The organism is Rhodovulum euryhalinum (genome assembly GCF_004342445.1).
GTDB classification, from domain to species: Bacteria; Pseudomonadota; Alphaproteobacteria; order Rhodobacterales; family Rhodobacteraceae; genus Rhodovulum; species Rhodovulum euryhalinum.
Genome location: NZ_SLWW01000021.1, coordinates 14,273 through 32,579, shown reverse-complemented (window position 1 = coordinate 32,579; position 18,307 = coordinate 14,273). Strand labels below are relative to the sequence as shown.

Below are 18,307 nucleotides of genomic sequence, written 5' to 3'. Positions count from 1 at the left end.
GGCACCATTGACCCCAGCATGAAGTAGCAAACATAACGACCGGGCGGGTCAGTTCTCGGTGACAACGCCGGGTCAGTTCTCAGTGACAGCCAACACACCGAGTATCTCTACTACGCCAGCTTCGCCGTCGCGCTCTGCGAGGGCCCGATCACCGGCATCGGGCGCATCTGGGCCGACGGCAAGCCGATGGACCTCTCCGGCGTCACCTGGCGCTGGTATCCCGGCGACGAGACGCAGACCGCCGACCCGTTCATCGCGGCGAAGATGGGCGCGGCCAGCACGCCCTCCTATCGCGGCACCGCCTATGTGGTCTTCGAGGAACTGGCGCTCTCGACCTATGGCAACCGCCTGCCGCAGCTGTCCTTCGAGGTGTTTCGGCCGCTCGCGGATCCCGACACCGCCGAGGGGCTGGTGCAGGCCGTCACCATAATCCCGGCCTCGGGCGAGTTCACCTATGCGACGCAGGCGATCCGCAAGACCGATGGCGGCGCGACGGTGCCCGAGAACCTGAACGCGCTGCCGGACGCCACCGACATGGTGGAGGCGCTGGACCGGCTGCAGGCGATGGCGCCTGCGGTCCAGAGCGTCAGCCTCGTCGTGGCCTGGTTCGGCGACGATCTGCGCGCGGGCTCCTGCAAGGTGCGGCCGGGCGTCGAGGTGTCGGCCAAATCGACCACGCCGGTCAGCTGGTCGGTCAATGGCGTCAGCCGCGCCAATGCCTTCCTCGTCAGCCGCGATGACCAGGACCGCCCCGTCTATGGCGGTACGCCGTCCGACTTCGCCGTGGTGCAGGCGATCCAGGAGATGAAGGCGCGCGGGCTGCGGGTGACCTTCTATCCGTTCATCCTGATGGACGTGCCGCCCGGCAACACCCTGCCGAACCCGTATTCCGACAATGCCGCCGAGACGGGCCAGCCCGCGTTCCCCTGGCGGGGGCGGATCACCTGTTCTCCGGCGGCGGGGTTCGCCGGGACCGTGGACAAGACCGCCACGGCCGCCACGCAGGTCACGGCGTTATTTGGCGCGGCGACGCCCGCCAGCTTCAGCGTCTCGGGTCAGTCGGTTTCGTGGACAGGCACGCCCGGCGACTGGGGCCTGCGCCGCATGGTGCTGCACTACGCCCATCTCTGCGCGGCAGCGGGTGGCGTCGATGCCTTCCTCATCGGGACCGAGATGCCGGGGCTGACGACGATCCGGTCGGGCCCCAGCACCTATCCCGCGGTGCAGGCGTATCGGGACCTGCTCGCAGATGTGCGCTCTATCCTCGGGTCCGGGACGAAGATCGGCTATGCGGCGGACTGGTCGGAGTATTTCGGGCACCAGCCGGGCGACGGCAGCGGCGACGTGTTCTTTCACCTCGACCCGCTCTGGGTGGACCCGGAGATCGATTTCGTCGGTATCGACAACTACATGCCGCTGTCGGACTGGCGCGATGGGTTCGAGCATGCCGACGCGGCCGAGGGCTGGCCCGCGATCTACGACCGGGCCTACCTGCAGGGGAACATCGCTGGCGGCGAAGGTTTCGACTGGTTCTATGCCAGCGCCGCCGACCGAACCGCGCAGGTTCGCACCTCGATCACCGACGGCGCCGCCAGCAAGCCTTGGGTGTACCGCTACAAGGATCTGCGCAGCTGGTGGGCGAACCCGCATTACGACCGTCCGGGCGGGGTGGAGAGCGCGACGCCAACGGCGTGGGCGCCGCAGTCCAAGCCGATCTGGTTCACCGAGCTTGGCTGTCCCGCCATCGACCGGGGAACGAACCAGCCCAACGTCTTCTTCGATCCGAAGTCGTCGGAGAGCTTCACGCCGCATTTCTCGCGGGGCTGGCGCGATGACGCCATCCAGCGGGCCTATCTCGAGGCGACGTATCTCTGGTGGGGCGAGGCCGCGAACAACCCGCTGTCGTCGGTCTATGGCGGCCGCATGGTGCACGTTCCCGAATGCGCCGCCTGGACATGGGACGCGCGGCCGTACCCATTCTTCCCCGCGCTGACCGACGTCTGGACCGACGGCGCGAACTGGCGGCTCGGGCACTGGCTGACCGGACGGCTTGGCGCGGTGTCGCTGGCGGCGCTCGTCCGGCACCTCTGCCTGCGCGCCGGGTTGCCCGAAGACCTGATCAACGTCACCGGGCTCTGGGGCGCGGTCGAGGGCTACGCCATCACCGCGCTGGAAAGCCCGCGCGCCTCGATCACCACGCTGTCGCGCCACTTCGGCTTCGATGCGGTGGAGACCGAGGGCGTGATCCGCTTCGTCATGCGCGGCCGGGCCTCCGTCGCCACCCTTGCGCCCGACGATCTGGTGGCCGCCCGCGAGGGCGACCTGCTGGAACTGACGCGCGGCCAGGAGACCGAACTGCCGCAGGCGCTGAAATGGCAGATCGCGCGCGCCGACGAGGATTACGACGCGGCCCTCGTCGAGGCCCGGCGCATCACCGTGGATACGACGCGCATCGCCTCCGAGTCCTTCCCGATGGCGGTGCCGCCCGAGGAGGCCGAGCGCCGCTGCCGCCGCGCGCTGATGGAGGCGTGGGTGGGGCGCGAGACGGCGGCGTTCCGTCTGCCGCCCTCGCACCTCGCGCTCGACCCCGCCGATGCGGTCCGGCTGGAGCATGACGGGCGGCTGGTCGATCTGCGGCTCGTCTCCATCGCCGATGCCGAGGTGCGCGGCATCGAGGCGGTCCGCCAGGACCGGGCGACCTACGATCTGCCACCCGGCGATCCGCGCGCGGCGTCGCTGACGCGGGCCGTGGTGTTCGGCGCGCCGGATGTGCTGCTGATGGACCTGCCGCAGCTGACCGAGGACCAGCCCGCGCATCGGCCGCTGGTCGCCGCCCACGCAATTCCCTGGCCGGGCGAAATGGCTGTGTTTCGCAGCCCGTCGACCGACGGGTTCGAGCTGCTGACAACCTTCGGCAGTCGCGCCCGGATCGGGGCGCTGGTCTCGGACTTGTATTCCGGTCCCACCTCACGCTTCGATCTCGGGAACGCGCTCGTCGTCGATCTGCTGACCGGCACGCTGGAGAGCGTCACCGACCTGACGCTGTTCGGTGGGGCGAACGCGCTCGCGATCGAGAGCGCGCCCGGCGTCTGGGAGATCGTGCAGGCTGGCGCGGCAGAGCTTCTGGCGCCCGGCCGGTATCGCCTGACCCGGCTCCTGCGCGGCCAGCGCGGGACCGAGGGCGCCATGGGCAACCCGGCGCCCGCAGGCGCGCGGGTCGTCGTGCTGGACACCGCGCTGGCGTCGCTGCCGATCGCCGAGGCCGACCTCGGCATCCCGTGGAACTGGCGCATTGGCCCGGCGAGCCGTCCGGTCAGCGACGAGACCTATGTGGCGCAGTCCTTCACGCCCGAGGGCGTCGGACTGCGACCGTTCTCCGTCGCCCATGTCGAGCAGCCGTGGCGTCGCCCACGCACGCCCGGCGATCTGACGATACGCTGGACCCGCCGGTCCCGCGCGCTCTCGGCCGACAACTGGGGCGGGCTCGAAGTGCCGCTCGGCGAGGAACTCGAAGCCTATGAAGTCGAGATCCTCGACGGCGCCACCGTGAAGCGGGTGCTGAGCACCGCAACCTCCAGCGTGGTCTACACCGCCGGCCAGCAGACCGCAGACTGGAGCGCGCCGCTCGCCCCCGGCGACACGCTCGACATCCGCATATTCCAGCTCTCCGCCCTCGTCGGGCGGGGCGCGCCCAAGACTGTCACGCTGACCTTTTGAGGCATCGCAATGAGTTCTGGAAGAGCACGCATCCTGCGGCGTAAGCTTGGGTCATGCGCCCTGAAGACGAAGACCGTATAGCAGCCCAGCTTGCCAGAGTGATGGCCGTGGCCTGCGTGCGCAACACGCAGTTGGAGGCCCTGCATGCGGGCCGGACGCCCATCTCGCGCACCGGTGACGGCAGCGACGTCATCGTCCAAGATGCAGAAGGCAACCGCATTCCCTGGTCCGAGGTCTCTCGGATCGATGACGACGAGATGCGCGCGGTCATGCGCGAGATTGTCGATCGGCTCTACACCTTCCATCTGCGGATCGATGACCCGGCCTTCCGTGCCGAAATTGATCGCTGGGCCGCGATGACCGCGAAGTGGGACGCGGCGAAACCCGACCCAGTTCTGTCCGCGATTCCGGGGAAGACGCCCGAGCACGGGTAGCTCGTCAGCACCACCGCTGCGCCACTGTTCGCCGCCTGCCATGCAGGCGGCGTTCTTCGTTCTGGAGACCGTCCATGTCCGATGCCACGACCCATCTGCTGCTGCCCTACATCCTGGCGGCGCAGGCCCAGAAGCACATCACCCACAACGAGACGCTGAGGATCCTCGACGGGCTCGTGCATCTCTCGGTCCTCGACCGAAACCTGACCGCGCCGCCCGGTTCTCCGACCGATGGTGACCGCTACATCGTCGGCTCGGGCGCGACGGGCGACTGGGCGGGCTGGGATCTGAACGTGGCGCTATTCACCGACGGTTCCTGGCTGCGCTTGCCGCCTCGTGCGGGCTGGCGGGCGTGGGTCGAGGACGAGGGCCTTCTGCTAGTCTACGACGGCGTAGGCTGGGTCGGGACGACACCGGCCGCGTTGCAGAACCTCGCGCTCCTGGGGCTGGGCACGACAGCGGATGCCTCGAACCCGTTCTCGGCCAAGCTGAACGCCGCGCTCTGGACCGCGCTCACCGCGGCCGAGGGCGGCACGGGCGATCTGTTCTACACCATGAACAAGGAGACCGCGGCCGACGATCTCGGCCTGACGCTGCAGAGCGGCTTCGTGACGAAGGCGCTGCTCGGGCTGTTCGGCTCCGACCGCTTTCGCCTCGCGGTCTCGGCCGACGGCAGCGCCTTCTTCGACGCGCTGATCGCGGACAACGCGACCGGGATCGTCGACCAGCCGCGGCTCCCCCGCTTCAAGGCGTACACGAACTACGACAACTACGTGGGCGTCGGGACCTGGACGACGATCGCGATCAACAACACCGACGTGAACGATCAGGGGGCGTTCGACGCCGCCAACAACCGGTTCGTGGCGCCCGTGGACGGCGACTACCTCTTCGGCGCGACGCTGCTCTACAAGGTCAACAGCGCGACCACGGCGCGCCTGCGCGGGCGGCTGGTGCTGAACGGGACCGCGGAGGTTCGCGGCTCCTTCGGCGAGGCGGGCAACGCCGCCCATGTCAGCCTCGCCACCGCGCTCTGGCTGCAGACCATGACCCCACTCGCCGCGGGCGACACGGTCGAGCTGCAGGCCTCGTTCCGCACTGCTGACGGCTATGTCGCCGCCGATCACACCAGCTTCTGGGGCTGCAAGATCGGCTGAGCGGCGCAAGGAGGACCCAATGAACCCACCCCGATCCGAGGGCTTCGTGCGCATGCCCGATGCCGAGTTCGAGGCGATCCTGACCCGGGCGGCCGAGGAGGGCGCGAAGCGTGCGCTCGCCGATGTCGGCCTCGACGGCGACGAGGCGGCCCTCGACATCCGCGATCTGCGCTCCCTGGTGGACTGCATCCGGCTGGTCCGCCGCACCGCCATGCAAACCGCGGTACGCATGATCACAACCGGCGTCATGCTGGCGCTGCTCGCGGGCATCGCCATCAAGCTCAAGATCTTCGGCGGCGGCCCGTAGCCGCTCCCCATCCCCATTCATCAGCCCGCAATGACCCGCTCTCGAGGCGGGTTTCTTGTTTCTGGAGGATCGCATGACCACGACATTCCATCGCCATTGGCGCGACGTGCCTGAGGGCACCTGGCGCTGGCCGAACTTCAGCCCGGCCGAGATCGCCTGCCGGGGCACCGGTAAGCTGCTGATCAACGAACCCGCGCTCGACAAGCTGCAGGCGCTGCGCGACCGGCTGGGCAAGCCGCTCATCGTGCGCTCGGCCTATCGCAGTCCCGAGCACAATCGCGCTGTCGGCGGCGCGACCCGGTCGAAGCACATGGACGGCGCCGCCTTCGACATCGCCATGGCGAACCACAACCCGGCGGCGTTCGAGGCGGCGGCGCGGGAGGTCGGGTTCCTCGGCATCGGCTTCTATCCCCGCTCAGGGTTCATGCATGTCGACCTCGGCCCCCCGCGCCAGTGGGGTGAGCGGTTTCCGGTGCGGGCGACGGCATTTGCAGCCGAAACGCCGCCCGCGCGCGAAGTGCTGGCCCACAGCCGCACGATGAAGGGGGGTGGCGCGGCAGGCGTAGCCACGCTGGGCGCTGCCGGGGTGGAGGTTGCGCAGAGCGTTCTGGCGGAGACGCAATCCGCGATCCTGCCGCTGGTACCGTACCTCGATACCCTGCGATGGGTGTTCATCGCCGTAGCCCTCGGGGGGATCGCGGTCACAATCTACGCCCGGCTCGATGACTGGCGCCGGGGGCGGCGGTGATCGGCGGGCTCCTCGCCACGCTCGCCGGACCGGCATGGGCGCGTACGGCGCTCCGCTACGGCGTCATCGCACTCACGATCCTTCTGTTCCTGCTTTCCCTGCGCCGCTCCGGCGCGCGCGCCGGCCGACTGGTCGAACGGCTCGAGACCATGGAGAAAACCCATGAAGCACAGAGACGGATGCTCGAGGCGGCGGCGCGTCGCCCTCGTTCTCGCGACGATCGGGCTGAGCGGCTGCGCGACGGTCAGTTCTGACGTCGGCGGACACGGGGCATGTCCGCCGGTCGTCGAATACAGCAGGGAATTCCAGTCTCGGGCGGCCGCGGAACTCGCTTTGCTGCCGGAAGGATCAGCGATCGCCGAGATGCTCGCGGACTATGCTGTGATGCGAGAGCAGGCGCGGCAGTAGCCTTCCGCAGATCGCTGCTCTTGTGAGTCCGCCCGCTTGCGAACTATGCTAAGTCCTATGACTTCATAAGTTTTTAGGAAGTGGCGTGGCGCACAATGAGCTCATCCCTGGACCTGGACGAGACTGACCGGCCGCAAACGTCCGGCCGTCGCACAGGCCGTTCATTTTATGCTGCGCCGGTTTCAGAGTTTCGCGTCACTGACGATGACACGATCATCGGCAGGCTATCGTCGCGCCACGTCGCCTTCCACGCCGCCGCCGAGGCCGAACAACTTCGCGCCTGGGCGCGCGAAATCGAGATCCTGAAGGAAAGCTTCGCAAAGTCAGGCTCGCTCTGCGACGACTGGCAGCTCCTCCTCGAAATCCCGCTGCTGCGGCTCGGAAAACGGATCGATGCGGTTGTGCTCGCGCCCGGCGTCGTCGGCGTGATCGAATTCAAGATCAATGCGACGGCGTTTCAGAGCGCCGACCGCGTCCAGACGGAACGTTATGCTCAATCGCTCAGCGATTTCCACGAGGCCTCACAGCAGCGGCTGATCCTGCCGATCCTATGCGCTGAGCGGGCGCGGGCGAGGCCGCCGGCGACGACCTTGGTCGAAGGCGTCGGTACGTTGATGGAAGCCAATGCGACAACGCTCGCAGACGCGTTTCTGGTTCTGCAAAGCCATGTCGATCCGAATGCTGCCGCGATTGACGCGCACGGGTTCGACTACTCACCGTACCGGCCGACTCCCAACATCGTGGAGGCAGCGCAGGCGCTCTATGCCGGGCACGAGATCGCAGACATTGGGCGCGGTGACGCAGCCGATGCCGAGTTGCAGGCTGCGGCAGCAGCGCTGCAGGAAATCGCCGCCGACGCAGAGGCGTTCCGTGCCAAGGTCGTGTGCTTCGTGACCGGCGCACCTGGCGCCGGCAAGACGCTGCTCGGATTGGACCTCGCACTCAAGAGCAGATCGGGGACCCGTCCCGCAGCGCTTCTCTCGGGTAACCGCCCATTGGTCCATGTGCTGACCGAAGCCCTGGCGGAGGACAGCGCTGCGCGTGGCGCGATGACGAAGACCGAAGCGCGACGTTTCGCTGACGCAGCCATTCAGAACCTCCTTGGCTATTTGAAGGAGCACACGGACGGCGCTCCGCCGCCGGAGCATGTGATCGTCTTCGATGAGGCGCAGCGCGCCTGGGATGCCGAGGTTGGCAAGGAGCTTATGGGACGGCCGAGCTCCGAGCCCGAACTCTTTCTCGAGATCCTCGATCGCTTGGACTGGGCCTGCCTCGTCTGTCTGGTTGGTCCTGGCCAAGAGATCAATCGGGGCGAAGGCGGCCTCGCTCTCTGGGGGGAGACGCTGCGCTCAGCTCAGAGCGCAGGCAGTCGATGGCGTGTGGTCGCCGCGCCCCAGGCGCTTGACGGCGGGCCGGACGTTCCAGGATCCGGCATGTTCGCTGAGGGCGGGCTCGGCGGTGTCGAGGTTCGACGGGAGTCAGCCCTGCACCTGGCAAACGCCATCCGGGCGTATCGAAACCCCCTTCATGCGCAGTGGGTGGCGCGTCTTCTGGATGGCGACATCGTGGAGGCGAAGGCCCTGGCCTCCAGAATGGATGCCCCGCCGGCCTTGATGACGCGAGACATCTCCGTCGCGAAGCAATGGCTCCGTCAACGGCGACGGGGCGGTCGAACCGTCGGCCTGCTGGCGAGCTCGGGGGCCGTCCGCCTCGTCGGCGAGGGAGTGCCGCCTTCACCGCGATCAAATGAGTTGAATCCCATCGGCCATTGGTTCTTGAAGCCCTTCACTGATTTCCGCAGCGCTGGTGCGCTTGAGACCCCGATGAGCGAGTTCGGGTGCCAGGGGCTCGAGTTGGATTATGCGTGCCTGTGTTGGGGTGGAGACCTGATCTGGACTGATCAGGGTTGGCTGCCGAGGATGATGCGTGCGCCTCGATGGCAGATTGCACGAGACACTGAGAAACAGCGTTTTCGGCTGAATGGCTATCGCGTGCTGCTTACCCGGGCCCGGGCCGGTCTCGTGCTCTTCGTGCCGCGGGGCGAGGCTGATGATCCGACCCGTTCCCCGGATGAGATGGACGCCTGTGCCGAAGCTTTGCTTGCAGCGGGGTGTGCGGAACTCACACAGAACTAGAGTCGCCGCTGATCGAACTATTGAGCGTATGAACTGTGTACAGTCTGGCTACTCGACCACCGGGTAGAAGGGACGCCCCCAATCCTCCTTCGGGTTGTCCATCATCAGATCCACGAAGACCGGGAGGAGGAAGCCGAGTATCGCGGCGCCGTCACGGACCTGTGCTCGGTTTACGCCGCTGTTCCACGTCGATCCGCCATGCACCAGCTGATTGCGCAGCACGTAGAGCCGGTCGAAGACGAAGCTGAGAACGCGAACGCTGTCGCCGGCCTGGAACGCCTGTGCAAAGCTGCGCGAGGAGGTCCGGAACCTTTCCTCCCAATCCTCGAATCCGTCTATGCCGTTCTGATGCTGCCAGAATGGGTTGAAGACGAAGCGGTTCTCCATGAGCATCCGAACTGGACCTGAGAACCGTTGCCATAGCGCCTTGTAAACGCGTCGCTCTTCATCCCGCGCCACCAGCTTGCCAAAGTAATCGACTATCGCAGCCCTTTCCCCGGGTGCAACCCACTGGAATTCGCGCTCGTCCGCATAGGCTGCGTTGAAGGCAATCCAGAGGAAGATGAAGCGCGCATCGTGATCGTCGCCGCACGACTCGGCTCGTCCGATCCAGCTGATGGAGCGGTGTACGCGCAGGCCCATCGTCTCGGGGAAGCCTGCACGGATCGCGCGTTGCTTCTCCTTTAAGGCGCTAAACGACAGGCTGTCCGTCATCGAATTCCTCCGTTTCTAATACTCGTTCACGGCATCGCGCCGAAATCGGACCGGCGGTATCCGTCCACCATCGCCCGGAGCGCCTCCGGGGCAATGACCTCGACCTTGTTCCCCCACTGGTAGAGGTGCCAGGTCATCTCCAGCCAGCCTGCTGCCTCGAAACGCACGACAAGGCTGCCGTCGTCTTGCGGCTCAAGCACTTGCCGCGGATGAAAGCGAAAGCCAGCGGCGCGCTCGGCTGCCTCAGGCGCGAAGCGCCAGATCACCTCGCCGTATTGTTCGGGATCCTGCCAGACCCCGAAGGACCGTGCAGCGTAATCCACGATGCTGAAACCCTCCTGAAGCTGGAAGCTCTCGTCGAGGACTTCCGCCGCGCGGATCAGGTCGATGCGGAAATTGCGTACCTCGTCTGCTTTGGCGGGGTCGCGTGCCGCTAGGTATGTCCGGTGGCCCAGCAAGACGCCATGTGGTTCCAGGATGCGGTTTGCGTCGTCCTGGTTGTAGCGCACACTCAGGCGAAACGGGCCGCGCAGGGCCTCGATGATGGCATCGAGCACGTCTGTCTCGACGCTGACTTTCGGGCCGGGGCGCGTGACCTGTCCCATGGCGGCCAGGACCGCCTCTGCGTCGGTCTCGATACGGGACCGGGAGGGCGCCTGAGCCAGCAGCCCCTCGCGCAGATCAGCCAAGGCTCGTGCATGTCGTAGCCGACCCTCGGCCTCCGCCCCGCGAACGGCGATCTCCAATGCCTCTACACCTGTTTCATGGCGAAGTTGCAGGCGGTCGAGGCCAGCATCGATCAGCCGCCAGCGTCGTTTGCGGTCCTCGCCATCCTCTACCAAGACGTTTCCAAAGGTTTCCTCCAGCGCGTCGGTCATCCGCTGCGCTGTCCGGTGGGACACTCCGAATTCCAGCGCGATCTCCTCGAGGCTGATCCCGCAGCGTCTTGCCGCAGCCAACTGTGCGAGCCGGATCAGATCCTGAGCCTTGGAAAAGGACATGCGCGCCTCGCAGCCTGCCAATTTTTGACACCCTTGGAGGCTAAGAAGGTATCTGTTGCCTGTCGACCTGATTCTCTCACCGCTGCAGAGGAACTGGCGAAAGGCAGACAGAAGCTTCGAAAGGGAGATGGATGGCCATGAGTGGGCGTGTGATCAGGATCGAACGAGTTTCTCCACGTGAAGGCGTTGTGGAAGAACCAGACTTCACGTCGAAAGGTTACCGCCTTGGCGACCCTGCCCATGGCAACGCCAAGCATCACGCCGAACACACCGTCTATGTGAAGACCCTCGATGAAGCTGCGGAACTGATCGAGAAAGGCTTCTCTCTGTGGATGGGGGCGAATGGAAAGCGAGCTTCGCTGATTTCTCCGGAGAGCCTCCGGATCGTCCGTGGCGGGAATACCAAGCAGGCTTGAGGCGTGGCTGTTCGCACGCCCTCCAGGCGGCGGACCTTCGTAAGGGCCGACAGTTATTGACACCCACAGGGGTGATTTAAGAAGCTGCAATCAGGAGACGTTTTCCGCGGTTCGGGTTGCGCTCATTGACGATTGAAGGAGCCCATGCGGGAAATCGGCGGCAACATCCTCTTCTCGGCGAGCGACCTGATGCGGTTCATGGGCTGTGCCCATGCGACGACACTTGATCTGATGCGCCTGCGCGGCGAAGGGCCAGAACCGGGCGGGGACAGCGAGGATGCTGCGCTTCTGCAGAAGCAGGGCGACGCGCATGAGGCCGCGCATCTGGAGCGTTTGAAGGTTTCTGGCAGGTCCGTGGTCGAGATCCCGCGCGGCAATCTGGCGCGCGATGCGGAGGCCACGCGCGTGGCGTTGAACGAAGGTGCCGAGGTGGTCTTTCAGGGCGCGTTCCTGTCGGGCAACTGGGGCGGCTGGTCGGACTTCCTAGAGCGCGTGGAGCGCCCCTCGGCGCTCGGGCCCTTCAGCTACGAGGTCGCCGACACCAAGCTGAAGCGTCGGCCGCATCCGAAACACGTCCTCCAGCTCGTGCTCTACTCCGACCTCTTGACCGAGATTCAGGGGGTCGCGCCCGAATTCGCACATGTCGAACTCGGCTCCGGCGAGCGCGCGACGCTGCGGCTCGCCGACTACGCCCATTATGCACGCGGCGCGCGGGCACGGCTCGAGGCGTTCGTGGCTGACCCTTCGCCCACGCGCCCCGTCCCCTGCGCCGACTGCGCGCTATGCCGCTGGGCCGATCATTGTGAAAGCGGGTGGGTCGCCGAGGACAGCCTCTTCAATGTGGCGGGTATCAGCCGCGGACAGGTGAAGAAGCTCGAAGCGGCGGGGATCACGACGATGGAGGCGCTGGCTCGCCTCGACCACCCCGTTCGCGGTATGGCCGAGACCACGCGGGCAAAGCTCGTCACCCAGGCCCGGCTTCAACATGCCCGCAAGACGGGGGGACCTGCTTACGAACTGCGCGCACCCGAGCCGGGCAAGGGCTTCGACTTGCTGCCCGAGCCGACGCCTGGCGACATCTTCTACGACATCGAGGGCGATCCTCACTACGAGGGCGGCCTCGAATACCTGCACGGCGTGTGGTGCGACGGGCGGTTCTACGCCTACTGGGCCCATGACCATGAGGCCGAGGCGAAGGCCCTGTCGGAGCTATTGGCGTTCTTCCGGGCGCGGCTTGACGCCTACCCGGATGCGCGGATCTACCACTATGCGCCTTACGAGGTCACCGCGCTGCGTCGGCTGACCACGAAATACGGGATCGGTGAGGCGTTCCTCGACCGGCTCCTGCGCGAGCGGCGGTTCGTCGATCTCTACGCCGTTGTGCGCGGCGGACTGATCTGCTCGGAGGCGAACTATTCCATCAAGTCGATGGAAGCCTTCTATGACCGAAAGCGCGACGGCGCGGTGAAGACGGCAGGTGGGTCGGTGGTCGCCTACGAGCGCTGGCGCGAGACGGGCGAGCAGCAGATCCTCGACGAGATCGAGGAGTACAACCGCATCGACTGCATCTCCACGGAGGAACTCAAAGATTGGCTGGTTCGGGTCCGGCCCGAACGCCCCTGGCCGCGTCTGGCCAACGATGCGGGCGACAAAGAGGAGGCGGAGGATGCCGACGCCTCAGAGCTGCGTGCCATGCTTGCCGCGTCCGGGCTGCCCGACGAGCGCCAGCAGATGCTTTTCAACCTCGGTCTGTTCCACAAACGCGAGGCGAAACCCGCGCAATGGGCCGTGTTCGACAGCGCTGGTAAGGACGAGGACGAGTTGATCGACGACCTCGACGCGCTTGCCGGGCTCGAGGCTCTCGGGCCGGCGGAACCGGAGAAGCGATCCATGGCGCGCACATATCGGTTCCCGCCCCAGGAGACGAAGCTGCGGGGCGGCAAGAAGGCGACCGTGCCAGTCATCGACGGGCCGCCTGCCACCATTGACATTGCGGCTCTCGACCGGACGAGCCGAGAGATCACTCTTAAGGCGGGACCAAAGAAAGCGCACCTGCTGGGCGAGCGTCTCACGCTGCACCCAGACTGGCCGCTTAATACCGGCGTTATTGCCGTGGCACTGCGTGACGTCATCGCGGATCAATGCGGGCCGCGTCGGTTCACCGCCATCGACGACCTCCTGTCCCGCGCAGCCCCGCGCCTCACGACCAGCCCGAAATCCGACCTGCTGGAGGGAGCCGATCCTGTGGCTGGGACGATCGCGGCCGTTGGCGCGATGGACGGCACCGTGCTGCCGATCCAAGGGCCGCCAGGCACCGGCAAGACCTATGTCACGGCGCGGGCGATCTTGTCTCTCGTACGGAACGGTCACCGCGTCGGCGTGGCCTCCAACAGCCACGAGGCCATTCGCAATGTGCTGATGGGCTGTCTTCATGCGCTGGAGGACGACGACCCGGACATCACATTGGAAAACGCCGAGCTCGCTCATAAGGTGAGCGGTGAGGAAGACGGCTATCCTGAGGGCTTCGCCGGCATCACTCGTGCCACGTCCAACGACGACCCTGCGCTGACAGAGGCCCATGTCGTCGGCGGAACTGCGTTCTTCTTCTCGCGCCCGGAACTCGAACAGTCTCTGGACTGGCTCTTCGTTGACGAGGCTGGACAAGTCGGCCTCGCAAATATGGTCGCCATGGGGCGCGCTGCGCGCAACATCGTGCTGGTCGGCGATCCGCGTCAGCTGCCGCAGGTCATCCAGGGGGCGCACCCCGAGCCTGCGAACCTCTCATGCCTCGACTGGATGCTGGGCGATCACGCGACGATCCCGCCGGACCGCGGCATCTTCCTTCCTGTCTCGCGGCGCATGCATCCTGAGGTCTGCCGCTTCATCTCGGAGCAGGTCTACGAGGGTCGGCTGACCAGCCACCCCAATACGGCACGCCAGCTCGTCAGAGGCACCCGGTTCTCCGAGGCGGGGGCCTTCTGGGTGCCGGTCGCGCATGAGGGCAATGCGCAGGTCTCGACCGAGGAGGTCGCCGCGATCCAGGCCGCGGTCACCGATCTTCTGCAAGGCGAATGGACGGAGAAGGACGGCACTGGTCGCGCCATGCGCGAGACAGACATCATCGTCGTCGCCCCCTACAACGCGCAGGTGAACGCCCTTCGCGACGCGCTGTCGCCCGGTATCCGCGTCGGCACGGTCGACAAGTTCCAGGGACAGGAGGCGCCGGTCTGCCTCGTCTCCATGACGGCCTCATCAGCCGAGGAAACGCCGCGCGGGATGGACTTCCTGTTCTCCCTCAACCGCATCAACGTGGCTGTCTCGCGCGCAAAAAGCCTGGCGCTGGTCTTCGGCGCGCCGCGTCTGCGCGAGGCGAAGTGTGAGACGGTCGAGCAGATGCGGCTAGTAAATACGCTCTGTGCGTTGAATGCAGTGGATTTCAGAGTCTAAAGAAAAAAGATGACAAAACCTGAAGACGGCTGGCTACAAATCAAGAAAGAGCAGGCTCTCGCCTTCGGCAAGCCAGTGCCATCTGGCTTCGTTGTTCGCCAGGGGTCAACCGCGATGCGGGAAGGATCCCCAATTAAGAAGCGCGACAGGCCCGAACGAGACCGTTTGGTTGAACAGGGTATTCTCGTCCCCGATGAGAATCCGGCACTTTTTCGTTTCAGCGTCGATCATGTGTTCAACAGTCAGAGCCGTGCAGCGGGCGTGGTTATCGACGGAAATAGCAATGGCAGTCATTGGCAACCCGCAACGGTGAGCCTTCCCACACAGGTCGAGGCGCGGGGCCTTTTCACGAGGCGAGAGATCGAAGAGGCGATGGATGCCTTTGATCGCTACAGTAAGAACGGCGAAGAAAGCGAAATATTCCGCCACTTCGGCGATCCGCGGGACTACTGGGTGCGATCCAGCCAGGACCGTGAGAATCGCGTCTTCCCCAGTAAGCCGCTCGTTGGATACCTCCTGAAAAAGACTGAGCTGAATGGTGGTTGGGGCCAAAAAGCTGACGCGGCTGCCAGGCTTCACAACTCCGGCTTCATTATCGTTGATCAGGCGGATGAGCCTGTTCAAGCGCCCGAACGATACGAGCACCTTATTTCAGGCGCTGATCGTATCAGGCTATGCGCACTTAATTACTTTATCGAGCCGGCTCGGGAGAAACGCCTAAAGACTGTGACCGTACGTGCTGGAGACCTGGCCAGCGCAATGGGGCTGAAGAACGCTTTCCCAAATATCTGCCAAACTCTCGGTGGCGAGAAGCTTCAGCAGCTTGCGAAGGTCCCGCCGCCCGCGATTTCAGAACCGAATCCTAGCAGCTCAACAACATTTACCTACCAACTTGGATCTAACTCGGAAGCGGACACAATGGACCAAGCGAGCACGACGATATCGGCGTCCGCAACCAACCTCATCCTTTATGGGCCGCCAGGGACCGGGAAGACCTTCACCACAGCGGCGGAGGCAGTGCGGCTGTGTGGCGAGCCGGTGCCGCAGGATCGGGCCGAGCTCATGGCGGTCTACCAGAGGCTCGTGGCGGCCGGGCGCATCGAGTTCGTCACATTCCACCAGTCGATGTCCTACGAGGATTTCGTCGAAGGTCGGCAGCCCATGACCGGAGCGGACGGCGAAGGTGAGGCGGAGTCGGCCGGCTTCCGGCTCGAAACGGTCCACGGGATATTCAGGCGGATCGCGAAGCGCGCGGAGACCAGCCGTGGGCGCTCATCTGGCGATGACATGATCAGGCTGGAGGGCCGCCAGGTCTTCAAGATGTCGATCGGCGAAGCGAACAACCCCGAGGACGCGCACTTGTTCGAGGAATCGATAGAGGGCGGCTACACGCTCCTCGGCTTCGACGACATCGACTGGAGCGATGAGAAGTACGCCAGCCGTGAGGCGATCTTTGAGGCCTGCAAGGACCACCGAGACGGCGGCGGCGACATAGATGCAAGATCCGGATGGGTTCAGATGCCCTTCCGATTCCGGAACTGGGTCCGGCAAGGCGACATCGTGATCGTGTCGAAGGGAAACCAGCAGTTCCGTGCCATTGGGGAGTTCGCCGGCGACTACGAGTTCAAGCCACGGCCGGAAGGGGGCTATGCCCACCGGCGCACGGTGCGATGGCTCTGGGTGGATCGAGACGGGGTAGCGGTCAGCGAGATCTACAGCCGCGGTTTCATGCAGCAGTCGATTTATCTGCTCTACGACAGCGAGCTCAATATTCCGGCGCTCGAGCGTTACATGAACAGTCAGAGGAACGACGGGGGTGACGAGCCCGATCAGTTCGTTCTGATTATCGACGAGATCAACCGGGCGAACATCTCCAAGGTCTTCGGTGAACTGATCACACTCCTTGAAGCCGACAAGCGGCTCAACCAGCCCAATGCGGTACGGGTCCGCTTGCCCTATTCCGGGGACGAATTCGGCGTGCCGTCTAACCTGCACATCCTCGGCACAATGAACACCGCCGACCGGTCGGTCGCGCTTCTCGACACTGCCCTCCGGCGGCGGTTCACCTTCCGTGAAATGATGCCTGATGCATCCATCCTCGAAGACGCTGGTCAGAAATGCGGGATCGACCTGCCGCAACTGCTCACCAAGATCAACGAGCGGATCGAGTACCTTTACGACCGGGAGCATCAAATCGGTCATGCCTACTTCACCGCGTGCCGTTCGCAAGCCGATGTCGACGAGGTCATGCGCCACAAGGTCATCCCGCTCATCGCGGAGTACTTTTTTGAAGACTGGGCCAAGATTGCGGCGGTTCTCGGCGACCTGGAACCGGGTGAAAGCTCGATCACCGGTGGCTTTCTCAAGCGTGCGATCCTGAATCCGCCTCCGGGCCTCGAGGACGGCGATGCTGTCGCCCGGTTTCGCTGGCAGGTTCGATCCGTCGATGAAGGCTTCGACTACAGCAAGTTGGTCGGGCCATGATCCGCCGCACGATCCGCGAGTGGGAGCGTATCGCCTACGGGTCCGGCGACAGCGAAATCCCGGAGACGCAAGCAGACCGGCTTGCCGGGGTTGCGAGGACCTCGACCTTCTCGGGGCGCGAGGGCGAGGGCGTGCTGGAGCACGGGCGGAAGGGTCTCCGCGCACTTGGCGCCGTCGGCGTTATTGCCACCCCCGGCTGCCAGCTGGAGATCCTGCCAAAGATCGAGGGGGGCGGCGAGAGCGGGGTGTCGGATGCGGTGCTCCGGCAGCGCCTCATCCACATGCTTGCGGTGACCTACGATCTGCCAATCGAAGCCGGCGCGATGACGCAACTCGGCTGGCAGCGCGAGACCGTGCTCGAACTTCTGATCCGTCTATTCTGTGCGAAGCTCATCGACGCGGTCCGGCAGGGGATGCCGCGCCACTACCTCGAACACGAAGACGACTTGCCTGCGCTTCGGGGACGCCTGGACGTGACACGGCAGTTCTCAACGCTCGCGGTCTCGCCACAAAAGCTCGCATGCCGTTTCGATGCCCTTTCGCCTGACATCGCTCTGAACCAGGTCATGCGGGCGGCGGTCCGCAAGCTGTCGCGCCTGTCTGCCTCACCGGACAACCAACGCGCGCTGCGCGAACTGAGCTTCGTGTACGCCGACGTGGCTGACGTTTCTCCGAACGCCCTCCGCTGGGACCGGATCGTCCTGGACCGGACCAATCGTCGTTGGCGGGATCTTCTGTCTTTCGCGCGCCTTTTTCTATCGGACCGGCACCAGCAGACGAGCTCGGGGAGCATCGACGGTCACGCGTTGCTCTTCGAGATGAACGTCTTGTTCGAAGCATACATCGAACGGATCCTGTCGCGATCTCTGGCCGGCACGGGCTTTCGCGTGTCGTCGCAAGGCGGCCATCGGGACTGTCTCTACGAAGGCGAGACCGGGCGCTTCCGCACAAGGCCGGACCTCATCGTCCGGCTTGGCGAGAAGATCGTGCTAATCATCGACACCAAGTGGAAGCGCATGACGCCGAGGGTCGACGATCCGAAGCAAGGCGTCAGCCAAGCGGACGTCTACCAGCTGATGGCTTACGGCAGGCTCTACGACTGCCCAAACGTTGTGCTGCTGTACCCACATCATGGCGACTTGCCGCCCGATCCGATCCGTTGCCGGTACTCCATCGCGACAAGGGGAGCGAATGAAACGCTGATCGTGGCCACGCATGATCTCGCAGGCACACAGGGAGGCCAAAGAGAAAGTTTGCGACAGCTGGTCGTCAATTCTCAGGTCTTCGGTGCATCGCTCGTCGATGCAGTAGATCATGAAGTGGTTTGAGCAGATGCGACAGG

Annotated in this window: 12 protein-coding genes and 1 pseudogene; 11 read left to right on the top strand and 2 right to left on the bottom strand. The window is 65.1% G+C overall.

The genetic code is table 11. The features are described from left to right. Window positions 1-90: 90 nt before the first annotated feature. From EV655_RS17555 to EV655_RS17520, 7 genes and pseudogenes are all read left to right on the top strand, one after another. Window positions 91-3,717, top strand: a pseudogene (locus tag EV655_RS17555) (baseplate multidomain protein megatron); the annotation flags it as partial. A 101-nt stretch (window positions 3,718-3,818) separates the two neighbouring features. Beyond that, window positions 3,819-4,151, top strand: coding sequence for a hypothetical protein (locus tag EV655_RS17550; protein ID WP_243645136.1), 333 nt, complete (start codon window positions 3,819-3,821; stop codon window positions 4,149-4,151). Between the two features lie 74 nt (window positions 4,152-4,225). Then, entirely contained in the window at window positions 4,226-5,305 is a 1,080-nt protein-coding gene (locus EV655_RS17545) for a DUF2793 domain-containing protein (RefSeq protein ID WP_132546651.1), read from the top strand. A gap of 19 nt (window positions 5,306-5,324) precedes the next feature. Then, the gene (locus tag EV655_RS17540) at window positions 5,325-5,612 is read left to right on the top strand and encodes a DUF6127 family protein (protein ID WP_075784372.1); all 288 of its coding nucleotides are present in this window, start codon (window positions 5,325-5,327) and stop codon (window positions 5,610-5,612) included. A gap of 73 nt (window positions 5,613-5,685) precedes the next feature. Beyond that, on the top strand, window positions 5,686-6,360 hold the full coding sequence (locus EV655_RS17535) for a YcbK family protein (RefSeq protein WP_132546650.1): 675 nt from the start codon (window positions 5,686-5,688) through the stop codon (window positions 6,358-6,360). Continuing rightward, on the top strand, window positions 6,357-6,614 hold the full coding sequence (locus tag EV655_RS17530) for a hypothetical protein (RefSeq protein WP_132546649.1): 258 nt from the start codon (window positions 6,357-6,359) through the stop codon (window positions 6,612-6,614). The genes EV655_RS17535 and EV655_RS17530 overlap by 4 nt, the downstream gene beginning before the upstream one ends. Before the next feature lie 249 nt (window positions 6,615-6,863). Then, the gene (locus EV655_RS17520; RefSeq protein WP_132546647.1) at window positions 6,864-8,903 is read left to right on the top strand and encodes a DNA/RNA helicase domain-containing protein; all 2,040 of its coding nucleotides are present in this window, start codon (window positions 6,864-6,866) and stop codon (window positions 8,901-8,903) included. Between the two features lie 48 nt (window positions 8,904-8,951). Here the strand turns inward: EV655_RS17520 and EV655_RS17515 are convergent, their stop codons facing one another. Together EV655_RS17515 and EV655_RS17510 are read right to left on the bottom strand one after the other, a co-directional pair. Next, window positions 8,952-9,617, bottom strand: coding sequence for a HEPN domain-containing protein (locus EV655_RS17515; RefSeq protein WP_165905395.1), 666 nt, complete (start codon window positions 9,615-9,617; stop codon window positions 8,952-8,954). A gap of 26 nt (window positions 9,618-9,643) precedes the next feature. After that, entirely contained in the window at window positions 9,644-10,639 is a 996-nt protein-coding gene (locus EV655_RS17510; protein WP_243645135.1) for a helix-turn-helix transcriptional regulator, read from the bottom strand. Between the two features lie 116 nt (window positions 10,640-10,755). Between EV655_RS17510 and EV655_RS17505 the strand changes: the two genes are divergently transcribed. The 4 genes from EV655_RS17505 to EV655_RS17490 all read left to right on the top strand — a co-directional run bounded on the left by EV655_RS17505 (window position 10,756) and on the right by EV655_RS17490 (window position 18,293). Continuing rightward, the gene (locus EV655_RS17505; protein ID WP_132546645.1) at window positions 10,756-11,034 is read left to right on the top strand and encodes a hypothetical protein; all 279 of its coding nucleotides are present in this window, start codon (window positions 10,756-10,758) and stop codon (window positions 11,032-11,034) included. Between the two features lie 144 nt (window positions 11,035-11,178). Further along, window positions 11,179-14,481: a TM0106 family RecB-like putative nuclease gene (locus EV655_RS17500; RefSeq protein ID WP_132546644.1), complete on the top strand. Its 3,303-nt coding sequence runs from the start codon at window positions 11,179-11,181 to the stop codon at window positions 14,479-14,481. Between the two features lie 9 nt (window positions 14,482-14,490). After that, a complete protein-coding gene (locus EV655_RS17495; protein WP_207902019.1) occupies window positions 14,491-16,965 on the top strand; it encodes an AAA family ATPase in 2,475 nt (824 codons plus the stop codon). Further along, window positions 16,962-18,293: an McrC family protein gene (locus EV655_RS17490; RefSeq protein WP_132546643.1), complete on the top strand. Its 1,332-nt coding sequence runs from the start codon at window positions 16,962-16,964 to the stop codon at window positions 18,291-18,293. The genes EV655_RS17495 and EV655_RS17490 overlap by 4 nt, the downstream gene beginning before the upstream one ends. Window positions 18,294-18,307 lie beyond the last annotated feature (14 nt).

What these genes read in the sequence shown, in the direction of transcription:
- EV655_RS17550 (WP_243645136.1), top strand. Translation starts at nt 3,819, where the DNA reads ATGGCCGTGGCCTGCGTGCGCAACACGCAGTTGGAGGCCCTGCATGCG.
- EV655_RS17545 (WP_132546651.1), top strand. Translation starts at nt 4,226, where the DNA reads ATGTCCGATGCCACGACCCATCTGCTGCTGCCCTACATCCTGGCGGCG.
- EV655_RS17540 (WP_075784372.1), top strand. Translation starts at nt 5,325, where the DNA reads ATGAACCCACCCCGATCCGAGGGCTTCGTGCGCATGCCCGATGCCGAG.
- EV655_RS17535 (WP_132546650.1), top strand. Translation starts at nt 5,686, where the DNA reads ATGACCACGACATTCCATCGCCATTGGCGCGACGTGCCTGAGGGCACC.
- EV655_RS17520 (WP_132546647.1), top strand. Translation starts at nt 6,864, where the DNA reads ATGAGCTCATCCCTGGACCTGGACGAGACTGACCGGCCGCAAACGTCC.
- EV655_RS17515 (WP_165905395.1), bottom strand. Translation starts at nt 9,617, where the DNA reads ATGACGGACAGCCTGTCGTTTAGCGCCTTAAAGGAGAAGCAACGCGCG.
- EV655_RS17505 (WP_132546645.1), top strand. Translation starts at nt 10,756, where the DNA reads ATGAGTGGGCGTGTGATCAGGATCGAACGAGTTTCTCCACGTGAAGGC.
- EV655_RS17500 (WP_132546644.1), top strand. Translation starts at nt 11,179, where the DNA reads ATGCGGGAAATCGGCGGCAACATCCTCTTCTCGGCGAGCGACCTGATG.
- EV655_RS17495 (WP_207902019.1), top strand. Translation starts at nt 14,491, where the DNA reads ATGACAAAACCTGAAGACGGCTGGCTACAAATCAAGAAAGAGCAGGCT.
- EV655_RS17490 (WP_132546643.1), top strand. Translation starts at nt 16,962, where the DNA reads ATGATCCGCCGCACGATCCGCGAGTGGGAGCGTATCGCCTACGGGTCC.